The 15,496-nt window shown below is 60.4% G+C and carries 14 protein-coding genes and 2 tRNA genes; 13 read left to right on the forward strand and 3 right to left on the reverse strand.

Translation table 11 applies throughout. From position 1 onward, the window contains the following. The first annotated feature begins 42 nt into the window (after positions 1–42). Positions 43–119: transfer RNA gene (locus tag ACJ8QI_RS22535), tRNA-Asp, on the forward strand. 51 nt (positions 120–170) lie between these two features. Then, positions 171–246 (forward strand) — tRNA-Trp (locus tag ACJ8QI_RS22540). Between the two features lie 260 nt (positions 247–506). Here the strand turns inward: ACJ8QI_RS22540 and hdfR are convergent. Then, positions 507–1,334 carry an HTH-type transcriptional regulator HdfR gene (hdfR, locus tag ACJ8QI_RS22545; protein WP_060425370.1) on the reverse strand — a complete coding sequence of 276 codons (828 nt, stop codon included), beginning with the start codon at positions 1,332–1,334 and terminating at the stop codon, positions 507–509. Positions 1,335–1,453: 119 nt separating this feature from the next. Here hdfR and ACJ8QI_RS22550 point away from each other — a divergent pair, with 119 nt between their 5' ends. Further along, positions 1,454–1,792, forward strand: a complete 339-nt coding sequence (locus ACJ8QI_RS22550) for a DUF413 domain-containing protein (RefSeq protein ID WP_048232148.1) — start codon at positions 1,454–1,456, stop codon at positions 1,790–1,792. 28 nt (positions 1,793–1,820) lie between these two features. On the opposite strand, the gene ACJ8QI_RS22555 is transcribed toward ACJ8QI_RS22550, so the two are convergent. Further along, entirely contained in the window at positions 1,821–3,344 is a 1,524-nt protein-coding gene (locus ACJ8QI_RS22555; RefSeq protein WP_442533120.1) for a YifB family Mg chelatase-like AAA ATPase, read from the reverse strand. A gap of 342 nt (positions 3,345–3,686) precedes the next feature. On the opposite strand from ACJ8QI_RS22555, the gene ACJ8QI_RS22560 reads away from it, so the two are divergent. The 9 genes from ACJ8QI_RS22560 (at position 3,687) to ACJ8QI_RS22600 (ending at position 12,931) form a co-directional block, all read left to right on the forward strand. After that, entirely contained in the window at positions 3,687–4,919 is a 1,233-nt protein-coding gene (locus tag ACJ8QI_RS22560) for an MFS transporter (protein WP_084827060.1), read from the forward strand. 133 nt (positions 4,920–5,052) lie between these two features. After that, entirely contained in the window at positions 5,053–5,151 is a 99-nt protein-coding gene (gene ilvL, locus ACJ8QI_RS22565; protein WP_013814970.1) for an ilv operon leader peptide, read from the forward strand. Between the two features lie 142 nt (positions 5,152–5,293). Beyond that, positions 5,294–6,940 carry an acetolactate synthase 2 catalytic subunit gene (ilvG, locus tag ACJ8QI_RS22570; RefSeq protein WP_159318774.1) on the forward strand — a complete coding sequence of 549 codons (1,647 nt, stop codon included), beginning with the start codon at positions 5,294–5,296 and terminating at the stop codon, positions 6,938–6,940. After that, positions 6,937–7,194 carry an acetolactate synthase 2 small subunit gene (gene ilvM, locus ACJ8QI_RS22575; protein ID WP_038874702.1) on the forward strand — a complete coding sequence of 86 codons (258 nt, stop codon included), beginning with the start codon at positions 6,937–6,939 and terminating at the stop codon, positions 7,192–7,194. The genes ilvG and ilvM overlap by 4 nt, the downstream gene beginning before the upstream one ends. A 23-nt stretch (positions 7,195–7,217) precedes the next feature. Further along, a complete protein-coding gene (locus ACJ8QI_RS22580; protein WP_033636413.1) occupies positions 7,218–8,144 on the forward strand; it encodes a branched-chain amino acid transaminase in 927 nt (308 codons plus the stop codon). Between the two features lie 76 nt (positions 8,145–8,220). After that, positions 8,221–10,071 carry a dihydroxy-acid dehydratase gene (gene ilvD / locus ACJ8QI_RS22585; protein ID WP_442533121.1) on the forward strand — a complete coding sequence of 617 codons (1,851 nt, stop codon included), beginning with the start codon at positions 8,221–8,223 and terminating at the stop codon, positions 10,069–10,071. Positions 10,072–10,076: 5 nt separating this feature from the next. Continuing rightward, on the forward strand, positions 10,077–11,621 hold the full coding sequence (ilvA, locus tag ACJ8QI_RS22590; RefSeq protein WP_060425379.1) for a threonine ammonia-lyase, biosynthetic: 1,545 nt from the start codon (positions 10,077–10,079) through the stop codon (positions 11,619–11,621). Positions 11,622–11,674: 53 nt separating this feature from the next. Continuing rightward, a complete protein-coding gene (locus ACJ8QI_RS22595) occupies positions 11,675–12,208 on the forward strand; it encodes a hypothetical protein (protein WP_141960510.1) in 534 nt (177 codons plus the stop codon). A gap of 21 nt (positions 12,209–12,229) precedes the next feature. Further along, complete coding sequence (locus ACJ8QI_RS22600) at positions 12,230–12,931, forward strand: DUF2461 domain-containing protein (RefSeq protein ID WP_141960508.1); 702 nt, start codon at positions 12,230–12,232, stop codon at positions 12,929–12,931. A gap of 8 nt (positions 12,932–12,939) precedes the next feature. On the opposite strand, the gene ilvY is transcribed toward ACJ8QI_RS22600, so the two are convergent. Next, positions 12,940–13,830, reverse strand: a complete 891-nt coding sequence (gene ilvY, locus ACJ8QI_RS22605; protein ID WP_033636409.1) for an HTH-type transcriptional activator IlvY — start codon at positions 13,828–13,830, stop codon at positions 12,940–12,942. A 168-nt stretch (positions 13,831–13,998) separates the two neighbouring features. Between ilvY and ilvC the strand changes: the two genes are divergently transcribed. Next, positions 13,999–15,474: a ketol-acid reductoisomerase gene (ilvC, locus tag ACJ8QI_RS22610; RefSeq protein WP_442533122.1), complete on the forward strand. Its 1,476-nt coding sequence runs from the start codon at positions 13,999–14,001 to the stop codon at positions 15,472–15,474. Positions 15,475–15,496 lie beyond the last annotated feature (22 nt).

A 15,496-nucleotide genomic window follows, 5' to 3' on the forward strand; every position in this document is an offset into this window, starting at 1 on the left:
CGATTTTGCCGGCATCGAGAGATGCAACGTAAAAGAATCGGTGGAGCGGTAGTTCAGTTGGTTAGAATACCTGCCTGTCACGCAGGGGGTCGCGGGTTCGAGCCCCGTCCGTTCCGCCACTTATTTAATTATGCCTGCTTTATTAGCAGGCATAATGTTAAGCGAGATTTAGGGGCGTAGCTCAGTTGGTAGAGCACCGGTCTCCAAAACCGGGTGTCGCGAGTTCGAGTCTCTCCGCCCCTGCCATATTAAGAACCCTTTGCGAAAGCAAAGGGTTTTTTTTGCCTATCATTTTTCTTCCTTACCGCTTTGGAACAGAGCACATGGACGTTAGGTGCCGATGATTGCCCGATCCTGGTTGCTCCATCTTTCTTCCGATCTTTACCCCCGTGACCTCCTGATTCCCTTGCTGTTTTGCATTATCTCCTCTCAGAAGGCGATGAGCGCGTTTTTGCTTGATAGACAGTCATGACCACGATAACGGCGTTTAAGGCCGCCATAACGCTTTAGGCTGCGGTATTTAAAGGTATTTTAAGTAATTGCCGAATCAAAGGCTGTTGATCGCTGTTTTGCAACCAGACGGCATACAGTGGGCGGATAATCGGTGGGATCTCAGCGGAGGCCACCAGCTGTGGGTACTCTTGTTCCCACTGGCTGGGCAGGAAAGCGCATCCGCCCGTGGTTTCCAGCAGCTGACGCGTCAGGTGAGCGGAGGTAGTGGTGAGCACCGGCACGTTATCGCCTTCCAGCATGCGGCTTTCCTGTTGGTGAAAGTCGGCTCCCCATTCCAGCTTGATGTAGGGCATTGGGGCTTGTTTATCACGATGCGCGGATGAGAACAGGCGTAATGAGAAATTGCTCAGCTGCTGGCTGGCCAATTCATCCATCTTCGGCGGTTCAGTGGTGATCAGTAAATCGAGCTGCCTTTCATGCAATTGTTTTACCAAAGAGTGCCTTAATGCCACCCTGGCTTCGAGCTGTAGCGCCTCGCGTTGTTGATAGAGCGCTTGCAACCAGGGGGTCAGATAGGCTTCCCACAGCGAAGCGGTAGCGCCGATCGACAACTCGGTGTGTTGCAGCGAACGCACGACCTCCTTCTTCGCCAACTGCCAGGTGTTCATCAGGCTCTCGGCATAGGGTAGAAGCCGCTCACCGGCAGGTGTCAGGCGGATATTATTGCGATGACGGGTAAATAAATTTGCGCCCAGCTGGTTTTCTAACTGACGGATGCGGAAACTGACCGCGGACTGCGTTAAGTACAAAGATTCTGCGGCTCTGCCAAAGTGACGCGTTCTACTGACCTCCAAAAAGGTTTTCAGTAATTCGGTATCCACACCTATCTCCAAAAAAATTTGTCGTTAAGATTTAAATGTTTTGTTTTACACGCTGTCAAGCCTATCTAATACTCCGCGCCATAAACAGCACGGCCATAAGAGAATTAGGAGCGTGTCAGATGGCGGATAGCTTCACCACGACCAATCGTTTTTTTGATAATAAACATTACCCTCGCGGGTTCTCCCGTCACGGCGATTTCACCATTAAAGAGGCGCAATTGCTAGAGCGCTTCGGCTACGCGTTTAACGAGTTGGACTCAGGTAAACGCCAGCCGGTCACTGAAGAAGAACAGCTGTTCGTCGCAGTGTGCCGCGGTGAGCGCGAAGCGGCTACCGAGCAGGAAAAAGTATGGGCTAAATATCTGGCGCGCACACGTCGCCCGAAGAAATTCCATACTCTGTCCGGCGGTAAACCGCAGGCTGACGCAGTAGAAGATTACAGCGACAGCGACGACTAAAGACGATGGGGCCTGCGGGCCCCATTTTCTATTCCAGACTCCGATGCAGCTGTAACAGCAGACGGTCCATACTGCGATAGCCCAGCGCTTCGCTGAGGTGGCGCCTGTTGAGCTCAGCATCTCCCGCCAAATCTGCCAGCGTGCGTGCAACCTTCAAGATGCGCTGCCAGGCGCGGACCGATAACCCCAGCGCGTTTAATGTCGTCTCCAAAAACTCGGCGTCTGCCGCCTGCAAAACGCAATCCCGTTCCACTTCGCGGTTGCTCAACAGCGCGTTGACTTTCCCGGCGCGTTCGAGCTGCCGGGCGCGCGCCAGTAACACTCTTTCTCTCACTTGCTCGCTGCTTTCTCCATGCCTTTGCCGCTGACTGAGCGTACCCGGCGGCAGCAGCGGCACCTCGATAGACAGATCGAAACGGTCGAGAAAAGGCCCCGATAGCCGAGCCAGATAACGCAGCACCTGCTGCGGTGAGGCGCGATTGTGCAACCCTTGGTAATGCCCGGTTGGGCTGGGGTTCATCGCTGCGATCAATTGTACCCTTGCAGGGAAGCAGACCTTGGCGTTGGCGCGTGAAATCACGATCTCGCCGGATTCCAGCGGTTCACGCAGCGCATCCAGTACCTTGCGCTCGAATTCCGGCAGCTCATCCAGAAATAGCACGCCGTTATGCGCCATCGAGATCTCGCCCGGGCGCGGCAGTGAGCCGCCGCCGACCAATGCCGCCATCGATGCGCTGTGATGCGGCGCGCGAAACGGCCGCTGGCGCGATAGCAGAGCGGTGGGAACATGATGCTGCAAGCTGGCGACCGCCAGGCTTTCCAGCGCTTCATGCTCCGCGAGCGGCGGCAGCAAGCCCGTGAGACGGCTGGCCAGCATGGTTTTACCGGTGCCAGGCGGCCCGATCAACAGCAGGTTATGCCCGCCGGCGGCGGCGATCTCCAGTGCCCGTTTGGCCTGTTCCTGGCCGATGATGTCGCGCAGGTCGGCGCTTTCGCAGACGTTGTCCGCAGCGGGAGGCGTGGCCGCCACCGGTAGCTCGCCCTGGCCGAGCAGAAAGGCGCAGACTTCCAACAGGTGTCGGGCGGTATGGGAGTGCGACTGTGCGATCAGGCCGACCTCGGCGGCGTTATCCGTTGAGAGGATCAGTTGTCGCCCGGCCTCGGCCGCCGCCAGCGCCGCCGGGATAGCGCCCTGGACCGCGCGCAGTGAGCCGGACAGCGCCAGCTCGCCGAGAAACTCGTAGCGCGCCAGGGGGGCGAGGGGCAGTTGCTCGGAGGCGGCGAGGATAGCCAACGCTATCGGCAGATCGTAACGCCCGCCTTCTTTCGGCAGATCGGCGGGCGCTAAATTGACGGTAATGCGCCGTGCGGGGAAGGTGAAACCGTTGTTGATCAGGGCGCTGCGCACCCGATCGCGCGCTTCTTTCACCGTGGTTTCCGGCAGACCGACCAGCGTCAGGCCGGGCAGGCCATTGCTGATATGCACCTCTACCGTGACGGAAGGGGCCTGAACGCCGATGATGGCGCGGCTATAGATTACCGACAGTGACATATCGCTCTCCTTGCTGATGGCGACATGATGCGCGATTCATCCTGGTGGCGCGCGGCATTATTGGTATTTTTTCGATGGTTTTCGCAGCTTAATCACCGATTTTTATCTCATTGAATGAGATTGTGCGATCCGCCTCGCAGGCTGCGGCAATACCCATTAACAATATCGCCGAAGGCTGCAACACATTAGCGGCCCAGACGCATTGCAACCATAGGCTTGATGGGTATATTTAACAATTGATTAAAAGAAAAATCACTTCTTTAACAAACTCCGACCGCCGCCGCATTCTGCCCGGCAGCCGCTAAGCCTCCTGACTTCGTACTCTACGGTAGGGATAACACTATGTTTGGTTGGACCCCGCTGCAACGCAATGCGGCAATCGCCAGCTTTTCAAGCTGGACGCTCGACGCTTTCGATTTTTTCGTGCTGGTATTCTTACTCAGCGATATCGCGCAATCCTTTCACGTCGGCCTGGAACAGGTGACGTTGGCGATTCTGCTCACGCTGGCGGTGCGGCCTATCGGCGCGCTGATCTTCGGGCGCGCGGCGGAAAAATATGGCCGCAAGCCGATCCTGATGCTGAATATCGTCTTCTTCTCGGTGTTTGAGCTGCTCTCCGCCGCCGCGCCCTCGCTGACGGTCTTTTTGCTGTTGCGGGTGCTGTACGGGGTGGCGATGGGCGGCATCTGGGGCGTGGCGTCGTCATTGGCGATGGAAACCATACCGGACCGCTCACGCGGCCTGATGTCGGGTATTTTCCAAGCCGGCTATCCGTTCGGTTATCTGCTGGCGGCGGTGGTGTACGGCCTGCTGTTCGAAACGGTCGGCTGGCGCGGCATGTTCGTTATCGGCGCAGCGCCGATCCTGCTGCTGCCGTTTATTTATTATTGCGTGCAGGAGTCGCCGGTGTGGCTGGCGGCGCGCGAACGCAAAGAAAGCACCGCCTTGCTACCGGTGCTGAAGAGCCACTGGAAGCTGTGCTGCTATCTGGTGCTGCTGATGGCGGCGTTCAATTTCTTCTCCCACGGCACGCAAGATCTGTATCCGGTATTTTTGAAAGTTCAGCACGGTTTCGACCCTAAAACCGTCAGTATCATTGCCATAAGCTACAATATCGCGTCCATTATCGGCGGCGTTTTCTTCGGTTCGTTATCGGAAAAGATCGGCCGTAAGAAAGCGATCATCATCGCCGCGCTGCTGGCGTTGCCGGTGATCCCGCTGTGGGCGTTTTCCAGCGGTTCACTGATGCTCGGGATCGGCGCTTTCCTGATGCAGTTCATGGTGCAGGGTGCCTGGGGCGTGATACCGACCTACCTGACCGAACTGGTGCCGGCCAACACCCGCGCGGTGCTGCCGGGGTTCGTGTACCAGCTGGGCAATCTGATAGCCTCGGTCAACGCCACGCTGCAAGCCACCATCGCCGAGCATCATGGGCACAATTACGGCCTGGCGATGGCGATCGTCGCCGGTACGGTGGCGGTGGCGATCGCCCTGTTGGTGTTCTTTGGCAAGGATACGCGCGGCAAGGCGATCACCGACGCGGTGAAAAATCCGGACATGCGCGCCAACGTGTGAAAGAGTGGCGATTTGCGTGAGGTATGACCAGATTGCGCCGAATAATAACGCAAAAAAAGTGTTGTCATGCCGCGCGCGACTATGGTACCTCTGTAAGCATTAGTTCTGAATGAGCACAGTGAACAAACCCATTATGAAAGCCTTTGCCCAAGTGATTAGCCTAGTCGTGATTAGCGTGGTGGTGATTATTATCCCACCGTGCGGGGCTGCACTTGGACGAAGAAAGGCTTAGCAAACAAGCCGGAATCGCAAGAGAACCCCCGCACCGTCAGGTCCGGGGGTTTTTTATTGGCAAGAGAAAAGTGGAGCAAGGGGCAGAGCATGAAAAACAGAACAAAATCCTGCAGTTGTCGAAGTAAGGCGGGGAAATAACTATGAATGGCGCTCAGTGGGTAGTTCAAGCGTTGCGTGCGCAGGGGGTGGATACCGTATTCGGCTATCCGGGCGGGGCAATCATGCCGGTGTACGATGCGCTGTACGACGGTGGTGTGGAACACCTGCTGTGTCGCCATGAACAGGGCGCCGCGATGGCCGCCATCGGCTACGCCCGCGCCACTGGCAAAGTCGGCGTTTGCATCGCCACTTCCGGCCCTGGCGCCACCAACCTGATCACTGGCCTGGCTGATGCGCTGCTCGATTCCGTTCCCGTTGTCGCCATCACCGGTCAGGTGGGTTCCGCGCTGATCGGCACCGATGCCTTTCAGGAGATCGATGTTCTCGGCCTGTCTCTGGCCTGCACCAAGCACAGTTTCCTGGTGGAATCGCTGGACGCCTTGCCGGGCATCATGGCGGAAGCGTTCGCCATCGCCGCAGGCGGCCGCCCTGGCCCGGTGCTGATCGATATCCCGAAAGACATCCAGCTGGCGCAGGGCGACTTGCACCCGCATCTGATGCCGGTCGACGAAGCGCCGGCGTTCCCGGCGGCAGCGTTGGCAGAAGCGGCCGAGCTGCTGGCGCAGGCGCACAAACCGATGCTGTACGTCGGCGGCGGCGTGGGTATGGCACAGGCGGTGCCGGCGCTGCGTGAATTTATCGCCGTGACCCGCATGCCGAACGTCGCCACCCTGAAGGGGCTGGGCGCGCCGGATGCGCAAGATCCGCTGTACCTCGGCATGTTGGGTATGCACGGCACTAAGGCTGCCAACCTGGCGGTGCAGGCGTGCGATCTGCTGATTGCCGTCGGCGCGCGTTTCGATGACCGCGTGACCGGCAAACTGAACGCCTTCGCGCCGCACGCCAAAGTGATCCACATGGATATCGATCCGGCGGAGATGAGCAAGCTGCGCCAGGCGCATATCGCCCTGCAGGGCGATTTGAAAACATTGCTGCCGGCGTTGCAGCGCCCGCTGAACATCGCCGCCTGGCAGCAGCAGGTGACGGCGCTGAAAGCCGAGCACGTCTGTCGCTACGATCACCCCGGCCAGCCGATCTACGCGCCATTGTTCTTGCGCCAGCTGTCCGCCCGCAAGCCGGCCAACAGCGTGGTGACCACCGACGTGGGCCAGCACCAGATGTGGAGCGCGCAGCACATGACGTTCGAACGCCCGGAGAATTTCATCACCTCCAGCGGCCTCGGCACCATGGGGTTCGGCGTGCCGGCGGCGGTGGGGGCTCAAGTCGCGCGTCCGCAAGATACGGTGATCTGCGTCTCGGGCGATGGCTCCTTCATGATGAACGTGCAGGAGCTGGGTACCATCAAGCGCAAACAGCTGCCGCTCAAGATCGTGCTGCTGGACAACCAGCGCCTCGGAATGGTGCGTCAATGGCAGCAGCTGTTCTTCGACGGCCGCTACAGCGAAACCAACCTGTCCGATAACCCCGACTTCCTGATGCTGGCCGCCGCCTTCGGCATTCCCGGCCAGCGCATCAGCCGCAAGGATCAGGTGGAAGGCGCGCTCGAGGCGCTGTTCAGCACCGAAGGCCCTTATCTGCTGCAGGTCTCTATCGACGAACTCGAAAACGTCTGGCCGCTGGTGCCGCCGGGCGCCGGCAACGAAACCATGTTGGAGGAAATATCATGATGCAGCATCAACTCTCGATCCAGGCGCGTTTTCGCCCCGAAATGTTAGAGCGCGTATTGCGGGTCGTGCGTCATCGCGGCTTTCAGGTTTGTGCTATGAATATGGTTTCTCCGGCCAACGCCGACAGCATCAATATCGAATTGACCGTTGCCAGCCCGCGTCCGGTCGCCCTGTTGTCATCTCAGTTAAGCAAACTGCTGGACGTCTCCTGCGTCGAGATCCAGCAGCCAACATCACAACAAATACGCGCCTGAGGCGCCGAGAAGGATAAATAACAATGACAAAGAAAGCCGATTACATTTGGTTCAATGGTGAGATGGTTCCCTGGGCCGAGGCCAAAGTGCACGTGATGTCGCACGCGCTGCATTACGGCACGTCGGTATTTGAAGGCGTGCGCTGCTACGACTCGCACTTGGGGCCGGTGGTGTTTCGCCATCGCGAACATATGCAGCGCCTGCACGATTCGGCGAAAATCTACCGCATGCCGGTTTCGCAAAGCGTCGACGAGCTGATGGAAGCCTGCCGTGCCACGCTGCGCAAGAACAACCTGGTCAGCGCGTACATCCGCCCGCTGGTGTTCGTCGGCGATGTCGGCATGGGCGTCAACCCGCCGGCCGGTTACAAAACGGACGTGATTATCGCGGCGTTTCCTTGGGGCGCTTATCTGGGTGAAGAAGCGCTGGATCAAGGCATCGATGCGATGGTCTCCTCCTGGCACCGCGTCGCACCAAACACGATCCCCACTGCGGCCAAGGCCGGCGGTAACTATCTTTCCTCCCTGTTGGTGGGCAGCGAAGCGCGTCGCCACGGCTATCAGGAAGGCATCGCGCTCGACGTGCACGGCTACATTTCCGAAGGGGCGGGCGAGAACCTGTTTGAAGTGAAAGACGGTGTGATTTACACCCCGCCGTTCACCTCTTCGGCGCTGCCGGGCATCACCCGCGACGCGATCATCAAGCTGGCGAAAGACATGGGCTTCGAAGTGCGTGAGCAGGTGCTGTCGCGCGAATCGCTGTACCTGGCCGACGAAGTGTTCATGTCCGGCACCGCGGCGGAAATCACGCCGGTACGCAGCGTGGACGGCATTCAGGTCGGCATCGGCAAATGCGGCCCGGTGACCAAACAGATCCAACAGGCGTTCTTCGGCCTGTTCAGCGGCAAGACAGAAGACAAATACGGCTGGCTGGATCCGGTAAATCCGTAACGACAAGACAGACAGATAAGAATATCCAGGCGGTTCGTTCGCCGCCTGTCATAAATACATTTGGAGTGAAAAGAGCATGCCTAAGTACCGTTCCGCCACCACCACCCACGGCCGCAATATGGCGGGTGCCCGCGCATTGTGGCGCGCGACCGGGATGACCGACGCCGATTTCGGCAAGCCGATCATCGCCGTGGTCAACTCCTTTACCCAATTCGTGCCGGGCCACGTGCATCTGCGCGATCTGGGCAAACTGGTCGCCGAGCAGATCGAAGCCTCTGGCGGCGTGGCCAAAGAGTTCAACACCATCGCGGTGGATGACGGCATCGCCATGGGCCACGGCGGCATGCTCTATTCCCTGCCGTCGCGCGAGCTGATCGCCGACTCGGTCGAATACATGGTGAACGCCCACTGCGCCGACGCGATGGTGTGCATCTCCAACTGCGACAAGATCACCCCGGGCATGCTGATGGCGGCGTTGCGCCTGAATATCCCGGTGATCTTTGTCTCCGGCGGCCCGATGGAAGCCGGCAAGACCAAACTCTCCAACCAGATCATCAAGCTGGATCTGGTGGATGCGATGATCCAGGGCGCTAACCCGAACGTCAGCGACGCCGACAGCGAGCAGATCGAGCGTTCCGCCTGCCCGACCTGCGGTTCCTGCTCCGGCATGTTCACCGCTAACTCGATGAACTGCCTGACCGAAGCGCTGGGCCTGTCGCAGCCGGGCAACGGCTCGCTGCTGGCCACCCACGCCGATCGCAAAGCGCTGTTCCTCAACGCCGGCAAGCGCATCGTCGAGCTGACCAAACGCTATTACGAGCAGGACGACGAGAGCGCGCTGCCGCGCAATATCGCCAACAAGGCGGCGTTTGAGAACGCCATGACGCTGGACATCGCCATGGGTGGCTCGACCAACACCGTACTGCACCTGCTGGCTTCGGCGCAGGAAGGCGAGGTGGACTTCACCATGGAAGACATCGATCGCCTGTCGCGCAAAGTGCCGCACCTGTGCAAGGTGGCGCCGAGCACGCAGAAATACCATATGGAAGACGTGCACCGCGCCGGCGGCGTCATCGGCATCCTCGGCGAGCTGGATCGCGCCGGCTTGCTGAACCGCGAGGTGAACAACGTGCTGGGGCTGACCCTGCCGCAGACGCTGGAAGCCTACGACGTAATGCTGACCCGCGACGAAAGCGTCAAGAAAATGTACTCCGCCGGGCCGGCCGGTATCCGCACCACGCAGGCATTCTCGCAGGACTGCCGCTGGGATTCGCTGGACACCGACCGCAAGGAGGGCTGCATCCGCACCCGTGAGCACGCCTACAGTCAGGACGGCGGGTTGGCGGTGCTGTACGGTAACCTGGCGGAAAACGGCTGCATCGTCAAAACCGCCGGCGTAGACAAGGAAATCCTCACCTTCCGCGGCCCGGCCAAAGTGTATGAAAGCCAGGATGATGCGGTAGAAGCGATCCTCGGCGGCAAAGTGGTGGCGGGCGACGTGGTCGTTATCCGTTACGAAGGGCCGAAAGGCGGGCCGGGCATGCAGGAAATGCTTTACCCAACCACGTATCTGAAATCGATGGGGCTGGGCAAGGCGTGCGCGCTGATTACCGACGGGCGTTTCTCCGGAGGCACCTCGGGGCTGTCCATCGGCCACGCCTCGCCGGAGGCGGCCAACGGCGGCCTGATCGCCCTGGTGCAGGACGGCGACACGATCGCGATCGACATTCCTCATCGCGGCATCCAGCTGGACGTCAGCGAGCAGGAGCTGGCGGCGCGGCATGAAGCGGAACTGGCGCGCGGCGACGCGGCCTGGACGCCGAAAAACCGTGAGCGTCAGGTATCCTTCGCGCTGCGCGCCTACGCCTCGTTGGCCACCAGCGCCGACAAAGGCGCGGTACGCGACAAGAGCAAACTGGGGGGATAAGCAGCATGGCGGTCTCTCAACCCCTACCCAGCGCCCCCTGCGGCGCGGAATATCTGCGAGCGGTACTGCGCTCGCCGGTCTACGAGGTGGCGCAGGTCACCCCGTTGCAGGCCATGAACAAAATTTCTTCGCGCCTCGGCAACACCATTTTGGTGAAGCGCGAAGATCGTCAGCCGGTGCACAGCTTCAAGCTGCGCGGGGCCTATGCGATGATCGCCGGGCTGGACGAAGAGCAGAAGGCGCGCGGCGTCGTGACGGCTTCGGCCGGCAACCACGCGCAGGGCGTCGCCTTCTCCGGTAAACGGCTGGGCATCAAAACGCTGATCGTGATGCCGGTGTCCACCGCGGACATCAAAGTGGATGCGGTGCGCGGTTTCGGCGGCGAAGTGCTGCTGCACGGCGCCAATTTCGACGAGGCCAAAGCGAAGGCGATCGAGCTTTCCCAGCAGCAGGGCATGACCTTCGTGCCGCCGTTCGATCATCCGACGGTGATCGCCGGGCAGGGCACGCTGGCGATGGAGCTGCTGCAGCAAGACGCGCATCTGGATCGGGTCTTCGTGCCGGTCGGCGGCGGCGGCCTGGCCGCCGGGGTGGCGGTGCTGATCAAGCAGCTGATGCCGCAGATCAAAGTGATCGGCGTCGAAGCGGAAGACTCCGCCTGCCTGCGCGCGGCGCTGGATGCCGGCCATCCGGTGGATCTGGCGCGCGTCGGGCTGTTCGCCGAAGGCGTGGCGGTAAAGCGTATCGGCGACGAAACCTTCCGCCTGTGCCGTGAGTATCTGGACGACGTAATCACCGTGGACAGCGACGCCATCTGTGCGGCGGTCAAAGATCTGTTCGAGGACGTGCGTGCCATTGCTGAACCTTCCGGCGCGTTGGCGCTGGCGGGGCTGAAAAAGTACGTCCAGCAGCACAACATTCAGGGCGAGCGTCTGGCGCACGTGTTATCCGGCGCCAACCTCAACTTCCACGGGCTGCGCTACGTTTCCGAGCGTTGCGAACTGGGCGAACAGCGCGAAGCGCTGTTGGCGGTGACCATTCCGGAACAGCAGGGCAGCTTCCTCAAGTTCTGCCAACTGTTGGGCGGCCGCTCGGTGACCGAATTCAACTATCGCTACGCCGATGCCGACAACGCCTGTATTTTTGTCGGCGTGCGTCTGACGCGCGGGCACGCCGAACGGCGGGAAATCATCGACGAGCTCAATGCCGACGGTTATCAGGTGGTGGATCTGTCGGACGACGAGATGGCCAAACTGCACGTGCGCTACATGGTGGGCGGGCGTCCGTCGAAGCCGCTGCGCGAACGGCTGTACAGCTTTGAGTTTCCGGAGTCGCCGGGCGCGCTGCTGAAATTCCTGCAAACGCTGGGCACGCACTGGAACATTTCGCTGTTCCACTATCGCAGCCACGGCACCGACTTCGGCCGGGTGCTGGCGGCCTTCGAACTGGCGCAAACCGAGCCGGAATTCGAGCGGCACCTGCAGGCGCTGGGCTACGATTGCCACGACGAAACCGACAACCCGGCGTTCCGCTTCTTTTTGCAGGGGTGAGCCCGGTGCGTTTACCCGGCCGGCTGGCCCGCTTATTGACGCAGGGCCGGGAGATGGAACGCCAAATCGCGGCGCGCGATCGCGCACTGTTCGCCGGCGTGGATGCGCAGCTCGAACAGCATTTCCTGACGCCGGGCCAGCGGCTGTCGCCGCCGGGCGTCGGCAATGTCATGTTGCTGATGGTATGCCTGACGCTGGGGCTGGCGGGCGTGATGGGCCTGGCCACGGACGTGGCGGCCGCCTGGAGCGGCAAGACTTCCGCCGCCGTTCTCATGGGCAGCGGCGCGATCGTGGCGGTGTGGATGACGTTGATCCTGTTCCAACTGGTGCAGGGTAAAAACAGCGGGGTGGTATTGTTGCAATATTACCTTGGCATGCTCGGCCTGTTTTGCCTTGGCGCCGTGGCGGCGTGGGCGGCGGGGATGACCGGCATCGCCACTGTCGCCATGCTGCTGGGGGGCGTGGTTGGCGGTGCACTATTCAGCAACCGGGCGGCGTTCTCTCTCTATGTCGCTTATTTTCGCACGCGTCGGCGCGTGTTTATCAAACGCCGTTGGCAGAGGGAAGATCTGCGCAACACCCGATAAACCGTCAGAACGGAAAAACTTATGGCGCAACCTTTCTCCGGCTTTAGCCAGCAGGGTCTGAATTTCCTGCAGCAGGTGCGGATCGAGAACGATAAGGCGTGGTTCGACGGCAACCGCGATATCTACGATCGCGAGCTGCTGGCGCCGTTTCGCGCGCTGGTGGAGCAGCTGGCTCCCGGCATGCTGGCGATCGACCCGCAGTTCGAGACTCGCCCGGCGATCGGCAAAACGCTGTCGCGCATTCATCGCGACACGCGCTTTTCTCATGACAAATCGCGCTACCGCAGCCGCATGTGGCTGACGTTCAAGCGTCCGAGCAAAGACTGGAAAGACGCGCCGGTCTACTTTTTCGAACTGGGGCCGGACATGCTGCGCTATGGGCTCGGCTACTACAGCGCCAACAAGCCGACCATGGATCTGTTCCGCCATACGCTGAGGCAGCGGCCGCAGCCTTTCCTTGAGGTGGCCGCCTGCTGCCGGCGGCCATTCGAGCTGGTGGGTGAGAGCTACAAGCGCCCGCTGGTGAAGGAGCAGGCGGCGGAGATCGCCACCTGGTACAACCGCAAGTCGTTTGCGGTGATGGTGACCGACAGCGAAGTGGAAAAGCTGTTCAGCGCCGATCTGGTGCCGCTGCTGGCCGGGGCATTTTTGCAGCTTGAGCCGCTCTACCACTGGCTGATGCAGGTAGAGACGATGAAGCAGATCGATCCGGCGGATCTGTAAACCCCGCGTCAGCGGGGATGCAGCAAGCGCCAAAAGGCGTCGATCAGCGGATCGCTGAGGCGCTTTTTCTGGACGCAGACCCCCAGCTCGAACGGTTCGACCATCGAGATGTTATCCAGCTGCGAGATGCGGTTGCGTACCGGCTCCGGGCTGTTGTCCACCACCACGCTCGGGATCAGCGCGATGCCGCAGCCTAACGCGACCATCGACACGATGGCTTCGTGGCCGCCGACGGTGGCGTAAATCAGCGGATTGCTGATGCGGTGGCGGCGGAACCACAGCTCGATGCGTTTTCGCGACGGGCCGTGCTCCGGCAGGATGAACGGGATCTCGGCCCAGTCGGGCCTGTCGGCGAATGCCTGGCTGCGCACCGCACAGGGCAGCGCCGGCGCGATCAGCACCAGCGGAATTTCGCCGATTTTGGTGAACGCCACGCTGGCGGGCAGCGTTTCCGGCCGGCCGGCGATGCCGAGATCGGCCTCGTTGGATTGCACTTTGTCGACCGCGTCGGCGGCGTCGCCGGTGGTCAGCTTAATCTCGACCAGCGGGTGCTGCGCGCGGAAACGATCGAGGATCGGCGGCAGGTGGCTGTACGCCGCGGTCACCGAGCAGAACAGCCGCAGTTCGCCGCTCAGCGAAGGGCCGTGCTGGCCGAGCGAGTGCTTCAGCTGCTGATACTGCAGCAGCGTCTGTTGGGCGAATTCTTTCAGCTGTTCGCCGGCGTCGGTGAGCTGCACGGTGCGGTTGTCGCGCAGGAACAGCGGCTGCCCGAGGATCTCTTCCAGCCGCTGGATCTGGCGGGAGAGCGTCGACGGGCTGACGTGCATCGCCTTGGCGGTGCGCCCGAAGTGATGGCTTTCGGCCAAATGCAGGAACAGCTTTAAATCACGTAAATCCATATCGATACGCTCGCAGTGAGAGTGTTGCATAAATTGCAATATCACGTTCTCAATATATCAATTTAAGCAACGCATTTCCTGTTATACATTGAGTTTAACGAATCTCCGCACAGACAGGGCGGGGAATGAAAATAACAATGCAAGACAACATCAAACCGGAGTACCACCATGGCTAACTATTTCAACACATTGAACCTGCGTCAGCAGTTGGCGCAATTGGGTAAATGCCGCTTTATGGCGCGCGACGAATTTGCTGACGAAGCCGGCTACCTGAAAGGTAAAAAAGTGGTGATTGTCGGCTGTGGCGCCCAGGGTCTGAACCAGGGGCTGAACATGCGCGACTCCGGCCTGGACGTCGCCTATGCCCTGCGCAAAGAAGCGATCGACGAGAAGCGCGCTTCCTGGCGCAAGGCGACCGAAAACGGCTTTAAGGTCGGCACCTACGAAGACCTGATCCCGCAGGCGGATCTGGTGGTCAACCTGACCCCGGACAAGCAGCACTCTTCCGTGGTGCGTGCGGTGCAGCCGCTGATGAAAGACGGCGCGGCGCTGGGTTACTCCCACGGCTTCAACATCGTTGAAGTGGGTGAGCAGGTGCGTAAAGACATCACCGTGGTGATGGTCGCGCCGAAATGCCCGGGCACCGAAGTGCGTGAAGAGTACAAGCGCGGCTTCGGCGTGCCGACTCTGATTGCGGTTCACCCGGAAAACGATCCGAAAGGCGAAGGCATGGCGATCGCCAAGGCCTGGGCGGCGGCGACCGGCGGCCACCGTGCCGGCGTGCTGGAGTCCTCCTTCGTGGCCGAAGTGAAATCTGACCTGATGGGCGAGCAGACCATTCTGTGCGGCATGCTGCAGGCGGGTTCGCTGCTGTGCTTCGATAAGTTGGTTGCTGAGGGCACCGATCCGGCTTACGCCGAGAAACTGATTCAGTTCGGCTGGGAAACCATCACCGAAGCGCTGAAGCAGGGCGGCATCACGCTGATGATGGATCGCCTGTCCAACCCGGCCAAGCTGCGTGCCTATGCGCTGTCCGAACAGCTGAAAACCATCATGGCGCCGCTGTTCCAGAAGCACATGGATGACATCATCTCCGGCGCGTTCTCCAGCGGCATGATGGCCGACTGGGCGGAAGACGACGTGAAATTGCTGACCTGGCGCGAAGAGACCGGCAAAACCGCGTTCGAGAATGCGCCGCAGTTTGAAGGCAAAATCAGCGAGCAAGAGTACTTCGATCACGGCGTGCTGATGGTGGCGATGGTGAAAGCGGGCGTTGAGCTGGCGTTCGAAACCATGGTCGATGCCGGCATCATCGAAGAGTCGGCTTACTATGAGTCGCTGCACGAGCTGCCGCTGATCGCCAACACCATTGCGCGCAAACGTCTGTATGAAATGAACGTGGTTATCTCCGATACCGCAGAGTACGGCAACTACCTGTTCGCTAACGCGGCGGTACCGCTGCTGAAGGACTTCATGACCACCCTGCAGACGGGCGATTTGGGCAAAGCCGCGGCGGGTACGGCGGTGGACAACGCGCAGCTGCGCGACGTGAACGAAGCGGTGCGCAGTCACCCAATCGAAACCGTCGGTCGCAAACTGCGTGGCTACATGACCGACATGAAACGTATCGCCGTTGCGGGCTGATTTTCCGCAAGGTAAAGAACAC

Origin of the sequence: Serratia sp. CY84636 (genome assembly GCF_052166245.1) — a bacterium.
Taxonomy (GTDB): Bacteria; Pseudomonadota; Gammaproteobacteria; order Enterobacterales; family Enterobacteriaceae; genus Serratia; species Serratia nevei.

Coding starts and splice junctions, on each gene's coding strand:
- ACJ8QI_RS22550 (WP_048232148.1), top strand. CDS start 1,454: ATGGCGGATAGCTTCACCACGACCAATCGTTTTTTTGATAATAAACAT.
- ACJ8QI_RS22555 (WP_442533120.1), bottom strand. CDS start 3,344: ATGTCACTGTCGGTAATCTATAGCCGCGCCATCATCGGCGTTCAGGCC.
- ACJ8QI_RS22560 (WP_084827060.1), top strand. CDS start 3,687: ATGTTTGGTTGGACCCCGCTGCAACGCAATGCGGCAATCGCCAGCTTT.
- ilvL (WP_013814970.1), top strand. CDS start 5,053: ATGAAAGCCTTTGCCCAAGTGATTAGCCTAGTCGTGATTAGCGTGGTG.
- ilvG (WP_159318774.1), top strand. CDS start 5,294: ATGAATGGCGCTCAGTGGGTAGTTCAAGCGTTGCGTGCGCAGGGGGTG.
- ilvM (WP_038874702.1), top strand. CDS start 6,937: ATGATGCAGCATCAACTCTCGATCCAGGCGCGTTTTCGCCCCGAAATG.
- ACJ8QI_RS22580 (WP_033636413.1), top strand. CDS start 7,218: ATGACAAAGAAAGCCGATTACATTTGGTTCAATGGTGAGATGGTTCCC.
- ilvD (WP_442533121.1), top strand. CDS start 8,221: ATGCCTAAGTACCGTTCCGCCACCACCACCCACGGCCGCAATATGGCG.
- ilvA (WP_060425379.1), top strand. CDS start 10,077: ATGGCGGTCTCTCAACCCCTACCCAGCGCCCCCTGCGGCGCGGAATAT.
- ACJ8QI_RS22595 (WP_141960510.1), top strand. CDS start 11,675: ATGGAACGCCAAATCGCGGCGCGCGATCGCGCACTGTTCGCCGGCGTG.
- ACJ8QI_RS22600 (WP_141960508.1), top strand. CDS start 12,230: ATGGCGCAACCTTTCTCCGGCTTTAGCCAGCAGGGTCTGAATTTCCTG.
- ilvY (WP_033636409.1), bottom strand. CDS start 13,830: ATGGATTTACGTGATTTAAAGCTGTTCCTGCATTTGGCCGAAAGCCAT.
- ilvC (WP_442533122.1), top strand. CDS start 13,999: ATGGCTAACTATTTCAACACATTGAACCTGCGTCAGCAGTTGGCGCAA.